This is a genomic window from Candidatus Falkowbacteria bacterium (genome assembly GCA_018674305.1).
In the GTDB taxonomy this organism is placed as follows: Bacteria; Patescibacteriota; Patescibacteriia; order UBA11705; family JABHMO01; genus JABMRF01.
In genome coordinates this window covers 1-22,221 of record JABHAL010000015.1, presented here as the reverse complement: position 1 = coordinate 22,221, position 22,221 = coordinate 1, and the positions used below count along the sequence as shown (strand labels likewise).

At 37.0% G+C, this 22,221-nt stretch carries 13 protein-coding genes; 3 read left to right on the top strand and 10 right to left on the bottom strand.

The genetic code is table 11. The features are described 5' to 3' along the window. The first annotated feature begins 195 nt into the window (after window positions 1–195). The 3 genes from HN643_05500 (at window position 196) to HN643_05490 (ending at window position 3,634) form a co-directional block, all read left to right on the top strand. Complete coding sequence (locus tag HN643_05500; protein MBT7501091.1) at window positions 196–1,731, top strand: glutamate--tRNA ligase; 1,536 nt, start codon at window positions 196–198, stop codon at window positions 1,729–1,731. 70 nt (window positions 1,732–1,801) lie between these two features. After that, on the top strand, window positions 1,802–3,004 hold the full coding sequence (locus HN643_05495; GenBank protein ID MBT7501090.1) for a peptidoglycan DD-metalloendopeptidase family protein: 1,203 nt from the start codon (window positions 1,802–1,804) through the stop codon (window positions 3,002–3,004). Window positions 3,005–3,256: 252 nt separating this feature from the next. Next, window positions 3,257–3,634: a hypothetical protein gene (locus tag HN643_05490; GenBank protein ID MBT7501089.1), complete on the top strand. Its 378-nt coding sequence runs from the start codon at window positions 3,257–3,259 to the stop codon at window positions 3,632–3,634. Between the two features lie 66 nt (window positions 3,635–3,700). On the opposite strand, the gene HN643_05485 is transcribed toward HN643_05490, so the two are convergent. From HN643_05485 to HN643_05440, 10 genes are all read right to left on the bottom strand, one after another. Beyond that, window positions 3,701–12,334 (bottom strand): hypothetical protein, encoded by an 8,634-nt coding sequence (locus tag HN643_05485; GenBank protein MBT7501088.1) that lies wholly within the window; start codon window positions 12,332–12,334, stop codon window positions 3,701–3,703. A gap of 55 nt (window positions 12,335–12,389) precedes the next feature. Further along, window positions 12,390–12,641, bottom strand: coding sequence for a hypothetical protein (locus HN643_05480; GenBank protein ID MBT7501087.1), 252 nt, complete (start codon window positions 12,639–12,641; stop codon window positions 12,390–12,392). A gap of 144 nt (window positions 12,642–12,785) precedes the next feature. Next, window positions 12,786–13,742, bottom strand: coding sequence for a tyrosine-type recombinase/integrase (locus HN643_05475; protein ID MBT7501086.1), 957 nt, complete (start codon window positions 13,740–13,742; stop codon window positions 12,786–12,788). Between the two features lie 813 nt (window positions 13,743–14,555). Beyond that, entirely contained in the window at window positions 14,556–14,951 is a 396-nt protein-coding gene (locus HN643_05470; GenBank protein ID MBT7501085.1) for a hypothetical protein, read from the bottom strand. 9 nt (window positions 14,952–14,960) lie between these two features. Further along, a complete protein-coding gene (locus HN643_05465) occupies window positions 14,961–15,785 on the bottom strand; it encodes an FtsQ-type POTRA domain-containing protein (GenBank protein ID MBT7501084.1) in 825 nt (274 codons plus the stop codon). Window positions 15,786–15,827: 42 nt separating this feature from the next. Continuing rightward, window positions 15,828–17,399, bottom strand: a complete 1,572-nt coding sequence (gene alr / locus HN643_05460; protein ID MBT7501083.1) for an alanine racemase — start codon at window positions 17,397–17,399, stop codon at window positions 15,828–15,830. A 242-nt stretch (window positions 17,400–17,641) separates the two neighbouring features. Next, window positions 17,642–18,172 (bottom strand): hypothetical protein, encoded by a 531-nt coding sequence (locus HN643_05455; protein MBT7501082.1) that lies wholly within the window; start codon window positions 18,170–18,172, stop codon window positions 17,642–17,644. 109 nt (window positions 18,173–18,281) lie between these two features. Continuing rightward, the gene (locus HN643_05450; protein ID MBT7501081.1) at window positions 18,282–19,691 is read right to left on the bottom strand and encodes a hypothetical protein; all 1,410 of its coding nucleotides are present in this window, start codon (window positions 19,689–19,691) and stop codon (window positions 18,282–18,284) included. Window positions 19,692–19,790: 99 nt separating this feature from the next. Beyond that, complete coding sequence (locus HN643_05445; protein ID MBT7501080.1) at window positions 19,791–21,548, bottom strand: hypothetical protein; 1,758 nt, start codon at window positions 21,546–21,548, stop codon at window positions 19,791–19,793. Between the two features lie 265 nt (window positions 21,549–21,813). After that, a complete protein-coding gene (locus tag HN643_05440) occupies window positions 21,814–22,197 on the bottom strand; it encodes a hypothetical protein (GenBank protein MBT7501079.1) in 384 nt (127 codons plus the stop codon). Window positions 22,198–22,221: the final 24 nt, after the last annotated feature.

Genomic DNA, 22,221 nt, shown 5'->3' with positions numbered 1-22,221 from the left:
CCATTATATTTGCTAAATTTAGGCAACAAGACTTGTTAGCCATCTATAACAAATCCGTTTTAACTTTGGCTAAATTAACTATTTACAGAATGCTCAAATTGAACTATAATTTAAACATAATAAAACTCTTGAATATTAAATTTTGCAAATTTGAATTTGTTTAGAATTTAGTTATTAGGATTTAGAATTATAAATATGGATAAACTAAACTTTTCAAAGGTGCGGGTCAGAATAGCACCCAGCCCAACTGGCTTTGTACACATTGGAAATTTGCGTACTATTTTATACAACTATTTATTTGCTAAACATTACAATGGTAAGTTTATCATTAGAATTGAAGATACAGATCAGTCTCGCTTAGTTCAAGGTGCTGTTGAGAACCTTTTACAAGTTTTGTCTTGGACAGGAATTGAATCTGATGAAGGACCCTATTTAACCACTGATAACAAGGTTAAGGAAAAAGGGGACTACGGCCCGTACACTCAATCTGCTCGTCTGGATATTTACAATAAACAAATCAAAGTTTTATTAGAAAAAAACAAGGCTTATCATTGTTTTTGTGACAAAGAACGAATCGACAATTTACGCGACGAGCAACGAAAAAATAAACAAGCCCCAAAATATGATGGCCTTTGTCGCAATTTATCAAAAAAAGAAGTTCAAGCAATGCTAGATTCAGGGGGTAAACATGTTATACGTTTCAAAATGCCGGAAAACAAAGAAGTAGTTTTTAAAGATTTAATGCGCGGTCAAATTTCTGTTAACACAAAAGATCTTGATGATTATGTTTTAATGAAGTCAGACGGTTATCCAACATATCATTTTGCCAATGTGGTTGATGATCATTTAATGAAAATAACGCACATCATGCGTGGTGATGAATGGATTTCTAGCACACCAAAACATGTTTTACTTTATGATGCTTTTGATTGGCAACCACCAATCTTTGCTCATTTGCCCGTACTGCTTAGCAAAACTAAAAAGAAATTGAGCAAGAGAGACGGCGATGTCTCTGTTCATGATTTTATTGACAAAGGCTATATAAAAGACGCTTTTGTAAATTTCATGGCCCTACTTGGTTGGAATGCAGGCACAGAACAAGAAATATACACATTGAATGAATTAATACGTCAATTCACACTTGATAATGTACATAAATCTGGAGCAGTTTTTGATCTAGATAAACTAGATTGGATAAATGGATTATACTTAAGAAAGTTATCACAAGATGAATTTTATGAACTAGCACTCCCATATTTAGAGGCAGAAAAGCTACTACAAGCCGAAAAAGATAAAGTCAAGATTATCAGTTCTGGAGAAATTGTTAGACAATCATATGTCAAAAACATTATAAGTTTAGAACAAACAAGGATCAAACGACTGGATCAATTAGCTGAAGCCGTTAAATTCTTTTTTGTTGACAATCTTGAATACAAAGCCGAAGATATAATTTGGAAAAAATCAAACAAAAATCAAACCTTGACTAACTTAAAAGGCCTACATGCTTTTTTATCCAAGATTGATGACCCAGACTACACTTCAGAAAAACTCGAGAAAACAATCTTACAGTACCTGGAAGATAATAGTTTAGACACTGGCAGTCTACTTTGGCCAATGCGTTACTCTTTAAGTGGGCAAGCCAAATCACCTGGACCATTTGAAATTGCTAGCGCGTTAGGAAAAGCTAAAACCCTGGAACGAATAAACAACGCCATAAAGAAACTTCAATAACTAAAAATCTCCCTAACGTACGTTAGGGAGATTTTTTTATTTTAAATATGTCTGCTATAATATATAGGCTATGAAAACAGCAAGAAGTCTGACAATCATAATCAGCTTAGTGTTAATATTAATCTTAACACCTATTTTAGTTTTTGCTCAATCAGTAGGGGACTTGAATCAACAAATTAGTGACAAAGAACAGGAAATTCAAGACATCAAAAAGAAAGCTTCAGTCTATCAAAAAAATATTCGGGTAAAACAAGAAGAAGCAGCTTCATTAAAAAATCAGTTGATAATAATTGAAAATCAGATTGCCAAAACAGAACTGGACATTGAAGTTACCCAAGCAGAAGTAGCACAAACTCAATTGGAGCAACGAGAAGTTGAGCTTCAGGTCATTACAAAAGAAGACACAATCGACAATCAAAAACGAAATCTGGGCACACTGATCCAACAGATTCATCAGAATGACAATACCAATCAATTAAAAATTTTTGCTCTCAATGATTCTATTTCTGACTATTTTAATGAAGTTGAATATACCAAGGAATTACAAAAAGGTTTAAGCGACGCTTTGACCGATTTAAAACAAGAAAAAAAAGAACTTCTCAATCAAAAGCAGGAACTAGAAGCAAAACAAATACAACTTGTTAAATTAAAACAAGATCTGCAACTAAATCAAGTCAACTTAGCTGGAGAGACTAAATTCAAAGAAAATGTTTTAATTCAAACAGAAAATTCGGAAAAAAAATTTACTGAACTATTCTGGCAAGCAAAAGACGAACAAGAATCTATAAGTGCTGACTTAACCAGTTTAGAAAAAAAAGTTCGCAGTAAATTAAATGAACTCAAAGAAGACAAACCTGAACTAAGGAACAGCCAATTAATGTGGCCAGTACCTAAAAACAAAATCACATCAACCTTTCATGATCCTGATTATCCTTTTCGATATTTATTTGAACACCCAGCAATAGATGTCCGCGCTGCGCAAGGAACAACCATTAGAGCACCCGCTGAAGGATACGTATTAAAAACAAAAGATGCTGGAATGGGATATAGCTATATTGCTTTAATTCATGCTAACGGTCTCTCAACAGTTTACGGACATGTTAGTAAAATTCTAGTTCGCGAAGATGAATATGTCAGTCAGGGAGAAGTTATTGGTTATAGTGGTGGAATGCCTGGAACACCTGGAGCAGGTCGATTAACCTCAGGCCCTCATCTTCATTTTGAAGTTCGCATGAATGGAATCCCGGTTAATCCGTTAGATTATCTCCCATAAAACTTGTTTAATGACCAATAAACCAATTGACCAAATCTCAATTAAATTCAAATTTTCAAACATAGAAAAGACCCCTACCCCGTCATTCCGGACTTGCTTGCCTGCCGAAGTTTCAACGAAGGCAGGATCCGGAATTTGGGTTAGGGGTTTTGCTTTAGATAATAGCTTGCAAAAAAACATCCTTACCCCGTGTCTTTCTCGACTACCGAAGCATTGGAGGAGGCAGTAGACCGGGTGGACATTAAGATCAATATGAAAAATCACGAAGATTTAGTAAAATTATTATTTGATAAAGTCTGTAGTTTATTAGCCGTCAAAGGCATAAAATTGCGCTTTATGAGCCGGAAGGGCATGAAGACAGGTTCATACACCAAGGCTTATATTAATCTACAAAAAAAGCTTATAACTCTAGATATTTATTCACCAAAAACCATGAAACCTCTGTCAATCAATGGCTTAATTAGAACCATTGTTCATGAAATTGCTCACTTACAAAAACCACCGTACCGGCAAAGACACAGAGGTCGATGGATAAATCGTCAGCACTTTCCTGAATTTTACAAACAAGTTGAAAAGAATTTAAATAAAATCAAAAAAGATTCAATATTAGGAATGCATTTTCGTGACTAAATTTGAATAAAGTCACAATTAAAAAACCCCCGACGAAAGTCGGGGGTTTTTCATATCTGAACTTTACTATTTCACTAAATTCTCCCACTCACTAGCTGTAGTAGGTACTACACCATTAGCAGTGAAGTAGCTTTGAACTGTAGCTAATCTCTCAGCCGAAGTTTGAGCCTTACTAGCAACAGTACTACCATAACTGATGAAGTATACAGTGTTCCATCCATTTACATCTGGGCTTGCTCCAACTAGGGAAGTGAAGTCCTGAACTGCTAAAATCTCTGCTTTTAAATTTCTCTCAGCAGAAGCTGGTTTAACTGGAACAACACTTGCAACTGTTGTTTCCACAGGAGCTACAGTTGGAGCTGGGGCCACTACAGGTGCAGCTACAGGAGCTACATCAGCGACACCAGAATAGGCGATAGCTTTCAATACTGCCCAACCAAAACTGTTTCCAGGCAAACTCTTGTATGTTCCAGTATAAGTACCCAAGGCACCTCTTTCTTTAGCAACATCACGCGCTTCTGGTCTTAGTTTATAGGCTACCATGTGAACAAAGCTTTCATTTGATTTTACACTGAAATCAACTGCTCTATTAAATACTTGAGTGAAAGCTTGGATTGCCTGAACTTCATTGGCTAAAACTCGAGATGGAGTAGAACCTGAAGCCATCTTAGCTAAATCACTCCAATCACCAGTTGAAGCTGGTGCTTTGTTATACACTGACTTGTAATCAGAAAGTAAAGACTTTCTTTCTCGTACTTCCATAGCTTTGACCTTTTCAGTTGTTCCGTAGGCTAAATAATTAATAACTTTCCATTCACTAGCTGTTGCAGGAACTTTTCTTTCAAGAGCTACAAACTCATTTACGGCTTCAACTTCTTTGCTTAATTCACGAGTAACTGGTTTCACAGGTTCAACATTATCTGAAACAACAACTTCTGTGGCGATTGCTTTAGTTGTCTCTGTAACTGTTTCCACAACTGTTACTGTTTCTTCTGTGGTAGTCGCGTCCTCTGTAGTAGTTACGTCAGTGGTAGTTGTACTATCAGTGGTAGTTGCTTCTTCTGTGGTTGCTGGTGTTGCAGTTACAGTCTCCGTAGACCTTCTAGCTGAAGCTGCAACTAGCGGAGGAGCAACCAAACCTATTTCTGTCAAATGAGTAATTGTACCAGTTACTGTATTATTAGTTGTATCACGGGCGAGATTATCGAGTGGCATAAGAGTTCCAGTAGTATCATCATAATATGCTAAGGAGATCATTGATTCATCTGTGATTCCTGCAGCAGTCATATCGGCAGCTGTATAGTGGAACACGATTTCAGCACCGTTACCGGTCAACTGGTTAATATCTGAAGTACCTGATGTTGTGGTAGTTCTCATTGAGACATCTACAAAATTTCCAACAGACACCAAATTATCAGAATCAGGCATATCAACTTCTTCTAAGGTTATTGTTCCTGAAGTAGCTGTACTGTTTTGACCAAGAGAACCTGCGCTGGTCGTCATTTCTATTCCAGTATTATTTTCATCATTTACATTAACACCCGACGATGGAGTAAAAGTTGCTGATTCTGACTTTTTAATATCTGTAGCATCTGCAGTCAATGTAATATCTTCACTTGTTACATTTGTACTTGACACTGACACAGCAGTACTAAGAGTTGTCTCGGAGTGAAGTGATCCATCTGCTATGACTGTCCAATTTCCAGCAGTAACAGGAAGAGTATATGTACCATCGTCCTGAATATTAGCCCTAGCCTTTGCTCCAGTCACTGAATCTGTTGCGTAAACAAATCCGCCGGTATTCATTTCCGTTGTACCATCAGATTTATAAATCGTACCACTAATACTTACAGTTTTTTCAACTAAATCATTATCAACTGCCACGTCCTCGTCAGCCGTATCACTATCAAAGTCATAATTGATATCAGAAGTAACAGCTAGAGTTGCTTTTGGCAATGAAGCATAATCTTTATGTTCTGCTTTGATAGTAAATGTTCCTTCCTTAACAGCTACGGAATAATTACCACTAGCATCTGTTGTTGCTTGCTTTGCTAATCCTGTAGTTTCATTTACTAGAAGTACAGCTGCCCCTGAAACAGGAGAATCGCCACTATCCAGAATTGTACCGCTAACAGTTCTCGTAGTTTCACCAGACAAATCAACTGTTACTGTTTGATCAGTTGTTGTAAGGTCAATATTTGCAGAAGGGGAGTAATCACCCAAACCATCTACAAACACCATTACTTTATATGTATCAACGGGTAAGCTCATTGTTGCGCTACTACTCAAATCTGCCACAGGTATACCACGACGACCTGAACCTGTAGTTGATTTTGCTTCTACAAAACCACGTTGACTTGAAGTACCACCGGTAAAAGCAATAGTCAATGTTTTTAACTCTGAAGCATCATAACTAATATTTTGAGTCACATTAGCACTTGTAATTACTACATTGGATCCAACTTCACCGTAATCAGGAGACCACATGGAAACTCGGTATGTCCCTGCACCAGCTTTTACTGAATAATTACCTGCAGTATCAGTCATCTCGTTACGATTGTAACCTCCGGACGGCCAGTCATTATCTGTGTCCCAGGCTTCAACCATAATAGGTACATTAGTCTGAAGATTCCCTCCGATAGAAACATTTCCTGAAATTGTATAGCAAGTTGTAGAAGTTGGTTGGAGTGTTTGATTATTCATATCTCCAGTTGCCTCGGCAACAATAACGGTAGCAGTAGTCGCGCCACAACCATCAAAACTAGGAGGTGTATCAACCTGGATACTCCAAGTACCAGCACTAACATTTAGAATATAATCACCATCTGAGTCTGTATTTGAATGTGCCATTTGGCGAGTTGTAGTTTCTTCTGCCATCACGTGAGTATATTGCATTGGATTACTACTTGAATCAATGGCTCTACCAGAGATCACATAGTCTGGTTTAGCTATTTTTATCAGAAATGGATTTGTGGTAGTAACATTAGCTCCATTAATCTTAACGTCAGCCGTATTATTTCCATCTACTGTGCCTCCATTGTTATCCTTAACAGTTGCAGAACTAGAAGGAGCATCACCAATTCCTGACTTCCATGCTCCAATGTCATAAGTTCCATTAGCTGAAACTTTTAATGTAAAACTACCGTCAGCCTGAGATGAGGCATGAGAACCCATACCACCAAACCCCATAGGTTGAGCAGCCCAAATCTGAGCATCTGGAATAATATTATACATATCACTACCAGAAGCAAAGGACGTCCCCATTCCACTGGTTAACTGCACAGTTGTTCCACTGATAGAAAGAATCTTATCAGTTGATGTATTAGTACCATCAGACAAAACTATGAAATCATTGGCAGCAAAGCCACTTCCACTAGCAACTGTTAAACTTGTAGCATCGGCTGTGTAACCTGAGCCTAAAGTTGTTTGCTTAGAAATCAAACGACCACGTATTTCCTTACCAGCGCTGGTAATTGAAATAGGTAACTGAGTGATTGTTGCATTAGTATCATTTCTCTTTACAACCGGTGTTCCTCCAACACCACTAACAGTAATCCGAGTTGTCATAGGTGGCATCCAATCAGGCATTGGTGGGGGACCGGCCATCGGCCCACTGGGCATTGCTGGCCCGATCCCAACATTGTAATCACCATCAGAAGGTAATAATAACATCGTAGACGCATTTACGACAACACCAGTCAAAGGTATGGTTTCTACTGTTCCACCATTTGGCCCAAAAGCAAATACATCAACGTCTTCTCCCGTAGCAGAAAATGTTCCACTTACCAACACTTCCAGCTGAGCTGAATTTGCTGCGCTTCTCTTTGTAAATGTTAAAGCTTTAGTCAAGGTCTCTGTTTCAGCATTCCAATTATCCCCAGAGCCTGGTAAACAGATCGGCTCTGGATTCATTTGCCCTGAATATTTTGTTGCACCAAGTGCAATCGTTGGCTTAGTAAAGATGTGATAACAACCGTCATTTAGATTTGACCAGGTTTGAGATCCCGTGCCTCCAGCAATTGTAACAGTAGAGTCCATTGGCCCAGACATTGGTGAACCCATCATCAAATTCAAAGCACCTTCTCCATCTGCTGCGGTAATATTTACTCTAATATTATTTGAACCTGCCTCACTTATAAAGTAGGGCATTGAAGTCATTGTTTCAACCAAAGTTCCATCTGCCATATATGCTTTCATATCAACAGTATAGCCTGAAGAATCAAAACCTTGAGCTTTAGTCGGATTAATTATGCCTTTTACTTCAAAATGGAAAAAATCTGGGTCACTTGTTGTCCCTCCATCAGTATCCAGCCATAATGTTAATGTTTGACCAGAACCAGTAATTCCATCATTAGGTACACCCGCCTGAGTTGCAGCAACTGAATCAGCAGCGACACCTGATGTCTTCAAAACCACGGTTGAATCACCGTTCATATTTAGATCCGACTTGTCCGGGTTAAATGTATCAGGAATAGCAGCAGTTAAAACTGTGCCCTTAGGGAAGGTTACCTTGATATATCCACCATCATCTAGTTTATTAGAAGTTCCGCCTGATGGGGGCATAGGGAAGTCAATAAAATACGTAGTATCTGCACCTGCAGTCATGTTCATTGGCATTACACCAGCTCCAAACATCATCGCTTCTTTAGCATCAAATCCACCAAATCCACTCGGTCCACCGGTCATGATACCACCGCCAGACATTCCGCCCCCCATAAATCCACCGCCACCAGGGCCCATCATTCCACCAGACTTAGAAGAATCCATAACATAACCACTGGCCGTATTATTATTCGTGTCTATTGGATTATTAGAAAGATCTATTGCATTGGTAACTGTAAGACTAAACTTATCTGTATCTGCATTTAGACCAGTAAAAGTTAATCCTTTAATCATTACCGTATTTGATTCATATTCATAGTTGAACGACACTCCGCTAGCTGTTAAACTTTCTACTGAATCTGTCCCATTAGGGCCAAAAGTCAAAGCATAATTTGCAGGATTTCGAATACTCCCCGTCCAAAGGTTGGCATTAGAAGTAGTTTCATTTTGCTTCAAAGCACTCATTGACTTATTAAAAGTAACCGCGCAACTATAACTGTCACAATTTGCAAATTCAAGTACTGGTTGTGTAGCATCTGCCAATGTCGTCATTGTAAATGTCCTAGTTAAAGAACTTAAAGTTGTCGGCAAACCAGCCAAATCCTGAATTGCACCAACTCCCAGATCCACTGTAGCAGTATATGTTACTCCAGGAGTCAGTCCGGTGGTAGGCATAATCTTAATAGATTGTGCCATTGGATCATATTTGATGTTAGAGGGGACTGAAGTTGTTCCAGTTTTTAGAGTTACGTTTGTGCTATTAATAGCTGATGGATCCAACGCTTCATTAAATCCTAAATCTACAAAACCAAAATCCATAGGTACTCCAGTTACACCATCATCAGGCCAACTACCATTAATACTTGGGGTTGTTGTATCAGTTGAATCAGTAACAGTAAAATTAGACATGTAATGATCATTACCAGGATTATTTGGATCACCAAGTGTAATACCAGAAGTTCCACGAACACCACCCTTTACTCTAATCTCGTATTCACCAACAGGCAATGGTCCATTAACCCCCATCATTACATATTTTTTGTTTGTACTTAACGTAGTATCAACAATATAAGTACTTGTTACGTCCGTATAAGTTCCACCACTAACAGAATATAAATTAAACGTTCCTAAATTAACACTATTGGAATCAATTGCTTCACTAAACTCAACAATAATCTTGATTAAATTTGTTGCTACATTCCAGCTACCTGGGGATGGTTGAGAGCCATAAACGTATAGGGGACTATATGCACCACCAGCCCACATGCCTTTATCTGAATCAAAATTACCCATCATAGTCGCATATCCAGCATCCTGTGTCATGCTAGAGAAATCGCCTGTTTGCCAAAAACTTTCGTCTTCGGTAAAGTCAAATCCAGAACTACCACTAAAATTATTACTTGTTGACTGGGTAGTAAACATTACAGAATGGCCTCCACCTGGTCTATTACCTTCAAGTGGATTTCCAAACATATCCTTAACCGCAGGCATAACTTCAATTACATAGTCAGTGCCTACGTCCAATAAAGCGACCTTATCAATCACTGCTACAGGGTTACCACCTGAACCGCCAAAAGGGACTGTTTGACCTCGACTGGTTGCTCCAGCGCCTTCGTCAATACTTACATTATAACCGGTAACATTAGTAACAGAGCCACCACTGATTTTTTTTAATTTTATATTTGCCGTAGCTGCATCACAATCTGTACATTCAATTGTCGCGCCGTCCATTGACTTATCAAACATAACAAACATTGGTGCGCGATCTATAACGACATCAATTGGAGCACCCATCATACCATCATCTGGCATAGACATCATTACCCTTGGTGCATCGCCATTACCACCTTGACCACCGGCACCTTGAGATAAACAAAACACCCAACCATCAGAATTTGGATTATTTTCATTTACCGAAACACCCCAAATCTCACTATCCAGAAAACCTCCAGCTGAAGATGCTAGGTTGTATGTTCCATCTGGAACACCTGTAACAGTAAATAAACCAGCGCCTGAGCTTGTTGCACTATAGCCTGTTCCTCTTACATTAATATTAGCATTAGCAATTGGAGAACTACAGTCAGACCCATACACTGTTCCACTAATCATTCGTGATCCAGAAGTTGCTGAAATTGTTATGACAAATGGACTTGATTGCGCTAAAACTGCGGTTGTAGCTGATGGATTTGCAGACGCGTAACCAGCTGCACCACCTCGATCAATAGCCTCTATATAGTAATGCAATCCATTTACCGTAACAGCTGAAGCTGGTATAAAAAATTCCGCCCTATTTTCGCCTTTATCAATTCCAGTAACACAATCTCCCGGCCATGACCCATTAGGAGCTTTATAACATAACTGTTTAGTTGCTAATACTGAGAATGGGTCTTCAACGTCATAAATATTTGCGTCGATAGTAATTGATTGACCAGCAATTGCCATAGCTATCGGCATATGCTCAATTGTTGGTGTGTTATTAACATATTCACCACCCTGCATCCCAGACATTTCTTGCGGTGCTGACGAAGGCTGAGGGTCTGGTGTAATCCTATTTACAAAATCATAAACATTGTTCAAACTGTTATAACCGTTTCCACTAAGAGCATCAGTCGTTGCCATGCCTTGAGCATTTGAGCTGTAAAGTGCTTTTCGTTCAATAGAGGTATTAGTATATGGAAATATAGCAGGTGCTGTGCCCTGATAAATCTTTGCTCCATTACCAATACCAACTATATCAACGACCGTATCGTCAGAATTAGTTAAAACTATGGTATCACCGTCAACCAAATCGCCCGTAAAAGTTGCGTCTGCAACCATATCAACGCCATCAACTGCATTATTATAATTATACGCACTATTCGCCAACAAATAGTGTTTGCCCGAATCTAACGCGGTTGCACCAAGAGTTGCCAATGTTTTGTAAGTATTTGCATTTAACGCCTTAATTTTATATCCATTTAAATTAATTGGGCCACCAGGAGGAGAAGCAATGTACAATTCAATAAACTCATCAGTGGTATTTGCTCCAGCCAACTTGACCTCAGAAATTAAAACAAAACCAGGAGATGAATGGAACTGAAGGCTTGAATCATCATTGTAATTCATTCCACTAGCTTCCGCTCTAGGTGCTTGTGCGGGGTCAGTACTGATAACCAAGTAATCTTCAGGAGTTAAACCAATTCTAGCGGCACTATGGGCAGTTAAAGAAACAAGTGTATGGTCGGAACCATCTCGGGAAGCACCAATAATTGTTTGAGTATCTGTACCATCCTTGGTAAATAATGTATATTTACTTGAACAACTTCCAACAACATCGCCTTCATCACAATTTACGGACGTAGTACTCATATCCATATCAAAATCCAAAAGAATCCCAGTTGGACCATTAAAATACGCTTGGGTAATTCGTGGTGCAACTATATAGTCACCACCACCGCCACCAATACTATTAATTGAGTTTGTTTCAAACGCAGTAATATTTGGAGAGGCTCCAGAAGTAACAATTGTTCCGCCAACACCTGTCTGAAATTGGAACTTAAATGATTTTCCTGCGGCAGGGGAGGCAGCCATTTGCATATGAACAAAATAGTTCCAATCGCTAGCATAACTTGTTAGTAATGTATCATCAACAATATCCAAAGTTGCGTCATAAGTTCCACCACCCTTATCAGTTGACCATTCTGGTTGAGCTTCCCATGCCATTACGGTATCACCACCAGCTGGATCAAACCAACCGTTACCATTAGCATCCTTATAAATGGACAAAGCTTGATTATCTGTTGCGTTTTCAGCTCCAGCAGCGGCAAAAGCGGAAAGCATTGCACCTGGAGTAGCACTACCAAAAGTACTGGTGAAGCGAACTTTGATTGAATTTAGAGTTTCACCTTCGTCAGCAGTAATTTTAAAAGCTGCGATATCACTCATCATCCCACCACTCATATCCCAGGTTGAAAATATTCTGTTTTCCGTAGCAGCTGTAGTAATAGCTGCCTGAGCAGGCAGTAGGGGAGCAAGCACACCAGCTAATCCCATTGCCCAGACAATTGTTGTCATAGCAATGAAGCTGGTGAATAATTTGTTTTTTGCAATTTTTCTCATAAGTTTAAATTAAGTTAATTTTAATTTGATTTTAATTAGTTTTATATATAAATTTTTATTTTTTTTCTAAAAGTTGATTTACACGAGAGTTGAGCATGTAAACTATGCTATAAATCTGATTTTGGCGCCGTAATGAAGCATCCTTAAAAGCTAGAACATTTCTTTGAGTTGCACTTAATTGAATTGACATAATTATTATCAAAATAAACTGGACTATAAACACAATTGCCAGAAGTAGGGGAGCAAGTCTTTTATTCTTTTTAAGATACACATAGAGCCCTCCAATCATTCGCCAAAATTTTTTCATAACAAAAATATTAAGTTAGTTAGACTTTTGTAACAGCTAAAAATCCATTGACAATGTTGCCATAGATGACTGCTTATTTATGTTTTAATTATACCATTTTTACTAATAGTAACAAAGAGTAAAAAAAAAAAATGTGGATAAAATTTAACTGCTTTTTGCATGGAATTTATTGTAAACATCACTCAGTTTTTTGTTAGTTACGTGGGTGTAAATTTGAGTAGTTGAAATGTCAGAATGACCAAGAAATTCTTGAACCAAACGAAGATCTACGCCATTATTAAGCAAGTCTGTAGCAAAGGAATGTCTTAACGTGTGTGGAGTAGTTTTTAAGTGTAATCCAGCTAATTTAACGTATTTCTTTACAATCCTTTCTACTGAGCGAGTGGTTAATCGACGCGAAGTCGCAGCTTTCTTTATAACTGAAAAATTAATGAATAATGCAGGCTCAATATCAGTTCGCTCAGAGACATAAGCTCTAATTGCATTAACAGCGCGAATTGAAAAATAAACAGTTCTGGTTTTATTACCTTTGCCTTTAATTGGTAATTCAAAAACCTTATCTGTGTTTTTTACACTAACCTCATTACGATTCAAGGCCACTAATTCAGAAACTCTCATACCTGAAGAAAATAAAGTTTCCAAGATAGCTTTATCTCGTAACCCTTGAACATTTTTTTGGGAAGGTGAATCCAGTAATTTTTTTACTTTATCAAGAGAAAGAAAGTGAACTGAAGGATTTTTTTCTTGTTTTGCCAAGCTAATTTTATCAGGAGGTAGGGAGATGATGTCTTTATCAACAAAATACGACAACAATGATCGCAAAGCAATTAAATAAAAATTCTGAGTTTTTTTGCTTAAATTTATCTTGGTTTGCCTGGAGGTGGTTTGTCTTGCCAAAAATATTCTGTATTTCCAAATTATTTCTTTCGTAAGCTCGTGTGGGAGTAGGCTATTCATTTTCTTGACGTTTAGCCAGTTTTCAAAGCGCTTGAGAAAACGCGCATAATTTTCCTGAGTTTTTGGACTTAAACCCTTTTCTACATCAATGTAATCTAGAAAATCCGGAATCAATTTTATAATAGGTGAGTTAACTTTTTTCATATAGTATGTATTGAATATTGGGTATTGTGTATTTAATATTGCACGCGTGTCGCATAATGCTAATTAAGAGACGTCCACTTACAATGTAGCACAACAACACCAAATATCCAATAACCAATACCAAATAGTATCCACAGAAGCTCAAAGAATACCAAATATCTACCACCAAACACCTGCTAATAACTACAAACACTTAAAGAATATCAAATACCGAATTATAACAACATCTTACGCAAATTTACGCAAAAGAAAGATGTTTACAGGTACGCTAGTATTCAATTGAATTTTGCGCCCCGTACAGCTCGATTTTGAGGGTCGCTTATTGGCTAAATTTACACAAGAATTTAACGTTAATTATAGCCTCAAAATAGGGTATTTCACCTCAAAAGCACCGTATTTTACATATAACTTCATTGTGTATCAGACATTGCGTATTGTTGATTTATTGTTTGATCTTTTGATACTAAATTAGTTTTATTATGCATTGTGAATTGTGAATTTTTGTATTTAAATCAACTATAGTGAAAAATCCACAAATTTTTAGAGTTTCAATTACCTGCCCCATTTTCATGTTTTAACAAAAGTAAACCAACTTTAACCTTCCCCACTTTTCAACCGGCCATCTTTTTTAAGTGTCGTAAAATCTCAGAGTAGTGAGTGGTGAGTAGTGACCCACATTTGTAATTCGCTCAACATTCTGACTTTTTAATTATAATAAAAAACCGCGTATCAATGATACACGGTTACTCCACTCCACTACGTGCTGGGATTAACCAGACTTGCATGTAAATCATATTTACACACTAACCACTTCTAGCACAAACGATCACGTCTATGCCGGACACCCTTGATTAATATTTTATAAAGCAAACGACCATTCCACTCAAAAACTATTCCAAGACAAGCAAACGCATTCTTTACTTTCTCTTCGATCAACCGTTCATCACTTGAAGAAAAATACTCAGAGGCCGTCACACAGCAAAGATAAAAATCTGACCCACCCGAACTTTGCTCATAATTCAATTGATCTTGCAAAGCCCAAAATATTGAGAACTGTTTACCTGAAGCCTTGGCCCGATCTTGAACATACTGTTTTGTTTTAGCAAAACTTCCCTTGTTCAATCCTGGAGCTGTGTAAAAATCTTCTCTTCGGAGTATATCAAACGCCTTGTGCAATCGGTCAAGAACAACTCCTGGTCGTCTATCCATGTCCCCTCCTTATTGATAATAAATCTTTTCACCAAAACGAAGGTCAATATATTTCAGATTGGTTAAATTACCTTTAACTTCCGGCTGACTAAGTAATGTGCGCAACCTGGTGATCTGCTCCTGAACTGTTAAATTACTATTAAGTCGAAGTTCTATTCCCTCTTCTGACGTGATAGTTAATAGATTATCCTGTTTTTCAATATTAATCAAGTGAAGTGCTTCTCCGACAACAACATTTAATTGTGCGAACATGTCCCTAATATAATCAAGGTCCTTCGCAGAAAGTGCCACCTCCCCCACCTCTAAACCCTGATCATGCAAATCACGAATAGTCAAATAGCCATTACTTTCCTCACAGTACTCAATAGCTAAACCGGTTAAATCCAAATGATAACAAAGATTCTTGGTCAACCAATTTATCGCAGATTTCTTTTCTTTTAAATTAATAATGATCTCGTTGGGCCATTTCTTTTTTATTTCAAATTCTTCAAAATAATAATGATTATAAATTTTTGTTTTTATTTCACTTTTTTGAAATGACCAAAAGTTGTTATGAGAAAAAACTAACCAACTTTTATCATAACGATATTCATCAATTATTTTATTAATATTTTCAGGTTTGATTTTTTCCAATCCATTAATTTCCAGGCTTTGAATTTTAAATACTGGCGAAAAAAACAGAAGATACAATAATCCAATTACTGCAATTGCCATTAACCAGCCCACAAATTTAAATAAACGATTCTTTTTGTTTTCTTTATCTCTAATCAAACGTGGATTTTTGTAATCCATGTTTTTAAAGTCTTTTTGGTACTTGGAGCTTATTTTAGACATACGAAGGAGGGAGAAGGAGGTAGAAGAAGGGTCTTATCTTGGCTAATTTTGATTAGAAATTTTCTCATTTAACTTAACTTTGTTTTCCAAACCATAGCGAGTTTTATCAATTAAAAACATAGTTTTCTTACAACGGTCGTCAAATCCAGTGTATAAATTATTTCCAATAACCTTTCGAATAAATAAATTAGTTACCCTTGAATATAATTCCTGACCTGACCGCCGGCTATACTTCAAAAACCGAATATACTCTTTAATATAACCCGAGTAGTAGCCTTCAACAAAATTTGAACCGATTGAATCATTAGCATTTGCTATCTGGCTTCTGCACTTAAATTCATTTTTGTGAATGCAAATCAAAACATCATTAACTATTTCATTTAGTTGTTCAATACTTTGCCAGACTGCCATTGTTTTATAAAAAGGTTTACTTGATTCATCGACTTTGTTAACGCTCCTACTGCCTTCTTCTCCCTCCTTCACCCTTCTAATTAAAGGATTAATCCGCGTCACAACCTCGTAGTTAATCGTACCAATCTTGCGGGCAATTTCTTCGGCGGTAATCGTTTCACTTGCCTGCTGACCCAAAAGAACAACTTCATCTTCAAGCTGAATTTCTGAAATATGATTAACGTCAACCACGACCATGTTCATACACACACGACCAATTACGCGACAACGCTGACCACGAACCAAAACATTGCCCACACTGGAAAGTCCCCTATCAAAACCATCCCAATACCCGATTGGTAAAACTGCGACTTTGGTTATTGAAGTTAATTTTTCCGTACACCCATAACTAACCGAAGCACCGGCCGGCAAAGTTTTCAAATGTGCAACTTTAGTTTTCCAGGTTAACGCCGGCCGTAAATCAATATTAATCCCCTTTTGCATGGCGCTGACCTGAGTTTCAGTTGATGACCACATTCCATACATACTGATTCCAATTCTAACTAAATCAAAATACGTTTCCGGAAATAAAACTGTAGCTGCACTACAAGCTGTGTGTTTAAGAAAATTTTGAAAACCTTTATTTTCTATATACCGAACAGCTTCCTTAAATTTTTCTAATTGGCTTTTAGCGTAATTATGATCAGTTGTATCTTCAATATTAGCAAAATGAGTTGAAACACCGGCTAATTCAATAAAAGTATTTTGTGAAATTAAATTCAAGTATTTATCCAATTCCTTTAACCAAATTCCTTGACGAGAAGTTCCAGTTTCTATTTTCAAATGCACAAAAGCTGGTTTTTGTAACCTTGAACTAACCTCGCCCAACTTTTCTAGAGTTTCATAATTTGCCACTACTTGATGAAAACCGTTCGTTACAACTTGTTCTAAATTTTCTAATAGTGTATATCCCAAAATAATTATTGGGGTTGTAAGTTGTAAGTTATAAGTTTTAAGTAATTGCAAAGCTTCATTTGCAGAGTCAACTGCTAACCAATCAACTTTGTCTTCAATAACTTGTGCAACTTCAACCAAGCCATGACCATAAGCGTTTGACTTAACAACTCCGCAAATTTTAACATTATTCCCTATTCGATGACGGAACTGTTCAATATTATGAACTAAATTTGCCTGGCTAATTTCTACCCAAGTTTTTGGTTGCATATAGAACCATTTTACTACAAAGGGCAAACAAAATCAAAACTCATAACCTATTCCCCATTGTTTTACTCAAGCACAAATTCCATGAGATTCCGGATTAAATCCGGAATGACAAAGGCGGGGGGATCCAATAACACATCCCAAACTATCATTCGGGCCACGACCCGGAATCTCTTGAACTCTGTACTAAAGTTAACAGGGTGTGCCAAACAAAAAATCCAGCACTTGGTACTGGATTGTAAATTTCAGTCATAAAGGCCCCCCTTACGCAAAGACTCTTCTTCTCTATTGGATAGACGTACGTGTTGATTGAGATCTAAATTACTTTTCCCATAATAGTTAAGACAGCAAAGTGCAATATCCAACCAAACTTCTGCACTCATCCGATCATGAAAAACTTCAATGTCATGATACTCAATTTGGTTAAGGTCGACTTGCCCGACAATACCAGGAACACAGTTTAGTAAAATGACATCATCGCCGGTTTGGGTATCGATTGCTTCAAGGATAGCCATGACCGGTATTGCTTTTTCCAAACACATAAGAATAACTTCAGCTCCCCGACTTTGATCTGCAGAAGAACCGATATCTTCATCTGATAAAACCAAATTGACAATTACCAAATGAAAATCCATTCTTTCAATTAGTTCAGTCGATTGCTCAACTGTAAAAGCTATTTTGAGTTCATGATTTCTTATTTTGCTTTTATCATGGTAATACTTCAGCAAAACTTGATTCTCTGGCTCTGCAAAAAAAGCATCTACTAAAAGGATCATCGTTTCCCTCCGAATTTACAATTTATTATATTATGCAAAGTTAATTTTGTCAAGGTAACAAAAAAAGCGCCATCTTTACAATACGCGCTAAAGGATCGGGATATACGACTTATCCCTCAAGCTTTAAAACTCTCTTACTCATCACAACCTTATATGTTCCATCGGCAAATTTAATGATTCCATTTATTTTATCGCCAACAACATGACAAGAATTCACATCTACAATTTCATGATTTTCAATTTTATTTATAACGACACCATTAACAACAGGCCTATACCCCCCATAATCAAAAAATTCCATGCACCCATTTATCTGATCTCCAGCAACTTGCAAACTGCGAACCTGACCAATTTCATGCCCTCCAATATTATCCAATACAGAGCCATTCACAATTGGCAAAGACTGAAACACTTTACCCCCAAGTTTACGTTTTGTTTGACAAATACCGCTAATCGTCTCATCTCCATATTTCATATTTACAAATTCATATTTAAACTCATCAACCAACTTAGCCGTATTTTGGATTTCTGCTCTTTTTCCTTTATGAACAACGACCCACTCTTTTCTACCAGTTACGTCTTGAAGGAAAAGCACACCACACAATTGGTTGTCAATATTTTTTACATTTTTACAATCAATAATTGATCGATTTTCAAATGCAAACAACTCTATTCCATTAATTATTGGAACTCCTCGTTTATCCGCAGCATTTATAGATATTCCATTAGGAACATGGTTAATCATCTGCAGACTGTCCCAATTCATACTTTCAAATTCAGACAAACCATCATAAATGGCCAACCTTTTTTCTTGTTGAGTATCCTCAATAGCTAAAATAAATGCAGATTCGCCAGTTTTTTCATCAAAATGCAAATCCAGGACATTGGCGTAATTATCAGCATTAGACTCGAAACTGTATCCAGATGAATTTTCTATACTATCTTCAATATTACCGGCTTCATCAATAGTTGCCACCATACCGCGACCATTAACAGATCGAAAAAATCCCAACACTTGATCATCCTTAAAGCTTAAAGCTCGACAACCCGACAAAGGAATTTCCTTTCCTTCCGGATCAGTTAGTTTTCTAACTATATCCCCATTAATTATAGGGTACCAATGACCTTCCTTATCTAAAGGATATTTTATACAAATACGACCATTCAATTTGCCATCAGACTCCGAATATCTTTCCCAACGATCAAGCTCAATGACTTGCCATGGACAATTTTCAACAAAATCCTTAATAATTTTAGGATTGACTAAACCTTCATAATGTTCTGATATCTCTTTATTCTCAATAAACTCTACAATCTGTTCTTTCTTGGCGATATAGTCACGCATAACTTGAAGAGCTTCTTTGTCCCCCGCCTCAGCCTTTACTTTAAGTTCAGCAAAACCTAAACCATCTGAGATTACTTCTAACTCGGACATTAATTTATCAAAATGATCCTGCTGAACTTCAGTGAAGTTAGCGTGCAAAGATTTTTCAGTTAAAGATTGTTCGGGGTTTAGCATAAAATCTAAAGGTGATAAAAGTGTTAATGAGAACTGTTAAATTGACTTAATTCGCTTTAAGTTCGCTAATAATCTGTGTTACGTGTTATGTAATTTGTGCTATGTGTTCAAGGTTAATATTTTTCTTTCATATTTACCATCTTTTTCAAAAACAATATACATTTGCCCATCTTCTGTTAAATCTAATTTAAATATTGCCCCATATTCCTCGCTAACCTTTTCTCCTTTTCCGTTAACCAAAAATCTTACTCCATCTTTTTTAACGTTAAAATATAGCTTTTTGTCGAAAACATAAGGACCTGAAACGCTGTCAAAGTCATCTTGAATTTTTTCACCTTTGTCATTAATAAAATAATCATGTCCTCCCAATTCAGTCGATTTAACCATATAGACGACTTTTCCATTTACCTCCACCAGAGATGGTATATAAACTCCTGTATGCTCACCGCCAATCGTTTTACCATCTTCACGAATTACCATATTTTTTCCCTTTTTTATACCAACTCTAGTAGTGAAATGTAATTTTCCTGCAATATCAGTCAGGTTATCAACCTTATCATAATCTTCATCACTGATTCTTTTTCCGGCGTGATTGATTACAAACATTTTATTTTTCTGGGTAGCAATACAAAATAATCTTCCGCCAACTTCTTTAGGATAACCAATTTTATCATATTTATCACCAATAATCTTCCCGGCCTGATCAACCATAAACTGTTTACCATCATCCTCAGCAACAAAAATCATTTTTCCTGCTATAACTTGTGGTTGCCATCTTATCTTATCATATCCTTGTCCAATTTTATTACCAGCAGAATCAGCAATATACCATTTCCCTCTTTCTTCAACGTGAAATATCAATTTACCATTAACTATTTGAGGCTTCGTAACGGTTTCATAATCACCACTAATTTTTTTGCCAGTTTGATCAACCATATACATCTTGTCTCCATCTTTAACATCTATAATCAATTCTCCATCAAGATCCTTAACCCAAAGATTGTCATAATCATCGCCAATTTGCTCTCCCTTTGAATTGTAAACAGACTTCTTTCCATCTTTTTCAACACAGACATATATTTTTCCTCCGATATCATGAATTGTTCCTTTTTTATCAAACTTTCCTCCTAATCTATTATTATCCTCGTCCACCAAAAACCATTTCTTTCCCTTCCGAGCCATTAAAAACATCTTTCCATTTTCACTATGAGGATAGCCAATTTCATCATAACCTTCAAAAAATCTTTTTTCATCTTTATCTACAATATAATCGCCATCTTCATTCTCTGCCCTAAAAACCATATTTTTACCTTCAAGATCAAAAACAAAATCAACATTATCAAATTCTCCGCCAACGTGCTCTCCTTGCTCATTAACAACAACTTTTTTGTTCCCAATTTTTGCGACAAAATATAAACAACCGTCAATAACTTTTAAAATATGTTTTAATTCATCATATTCCGCTCCTATTTGTTTCCTATTCTCATCGAAAACCATATGTTTCCCGTCTTTCTCAGCCTTAAAATAAACCTTGCCCTCAGCCTCAATAAAATCAGGGGTTCCGACATTATCATACTGAGACAAATCCACTGAGAATTCTTTCATCGGAACTTTTTTATTCTCAATAAATTCCACAATTTGCTCTTTCTTTGCGACATAATCTCGCAGAACTTGAATGGCAGTTCGTTCCCCGACTGAAGTCGGGGGTAATTTACGAGCTTCGACTTCAAGCTCAGCAAAACCTAAACCACCTGAAATTTCTTCCAACTCAGACATTAGTTTATCAAAATAACGTTGCTGAACTTCATCGAAGTTAGCGTGGAGGGCTCGTTCGGTTATTTGTTCTAATGATTTCATACTTTAATGTTTCGTGATATGTGATATGTGTTATGTGTAAAAGGTTAGTTGTTGAAATTCAAAAATTATCATATTTTGTTATTGTTCTATCACAACGTGACCACTTCGTGGCGCTTTATGATCTATGATAAATGATTTTTACTCTAGTGATTTCATATTAGATATTGGGTATCTATTACCTCATTATTCGGATTCTACCCAAAATCCAAACCACCAAAACCCAAGGATCCCTGCCATGAAGTCATGCTTCGCATGTACTTCATGACTAAAGCACTTCGAACGGCAGGACGAGCGAACCGTAAGCCGCATGAGCGCTATCCGCGTCAGCGTAGCCAACCTCGAATCCGTCCTCAAGTACAGCGCAACACAAGGCAGACGGGAACCGAGCTTCTCCTTCAGAATCATACTTATCTGCTGACATCCACCAATGCAATTCTTCCCATTTTGTTTGCAATTGTATTTGCGTTAACAGCATTTGCATAGTTAGATAACAACTTGACCCCATAAGGTTAGACTTTTTTGATAATTCATATTTTGTTGCGTCTGGACTAAATCCCTGCTGTAAATCTAAGATCTGAGCACTGAAGCATATATCACCGTCTACTTCTTGTTCTCTATCTGTTAGCCATTTTGCAAATTCCGTCTCCATTTGCAGATGGTTATCATCTGACAT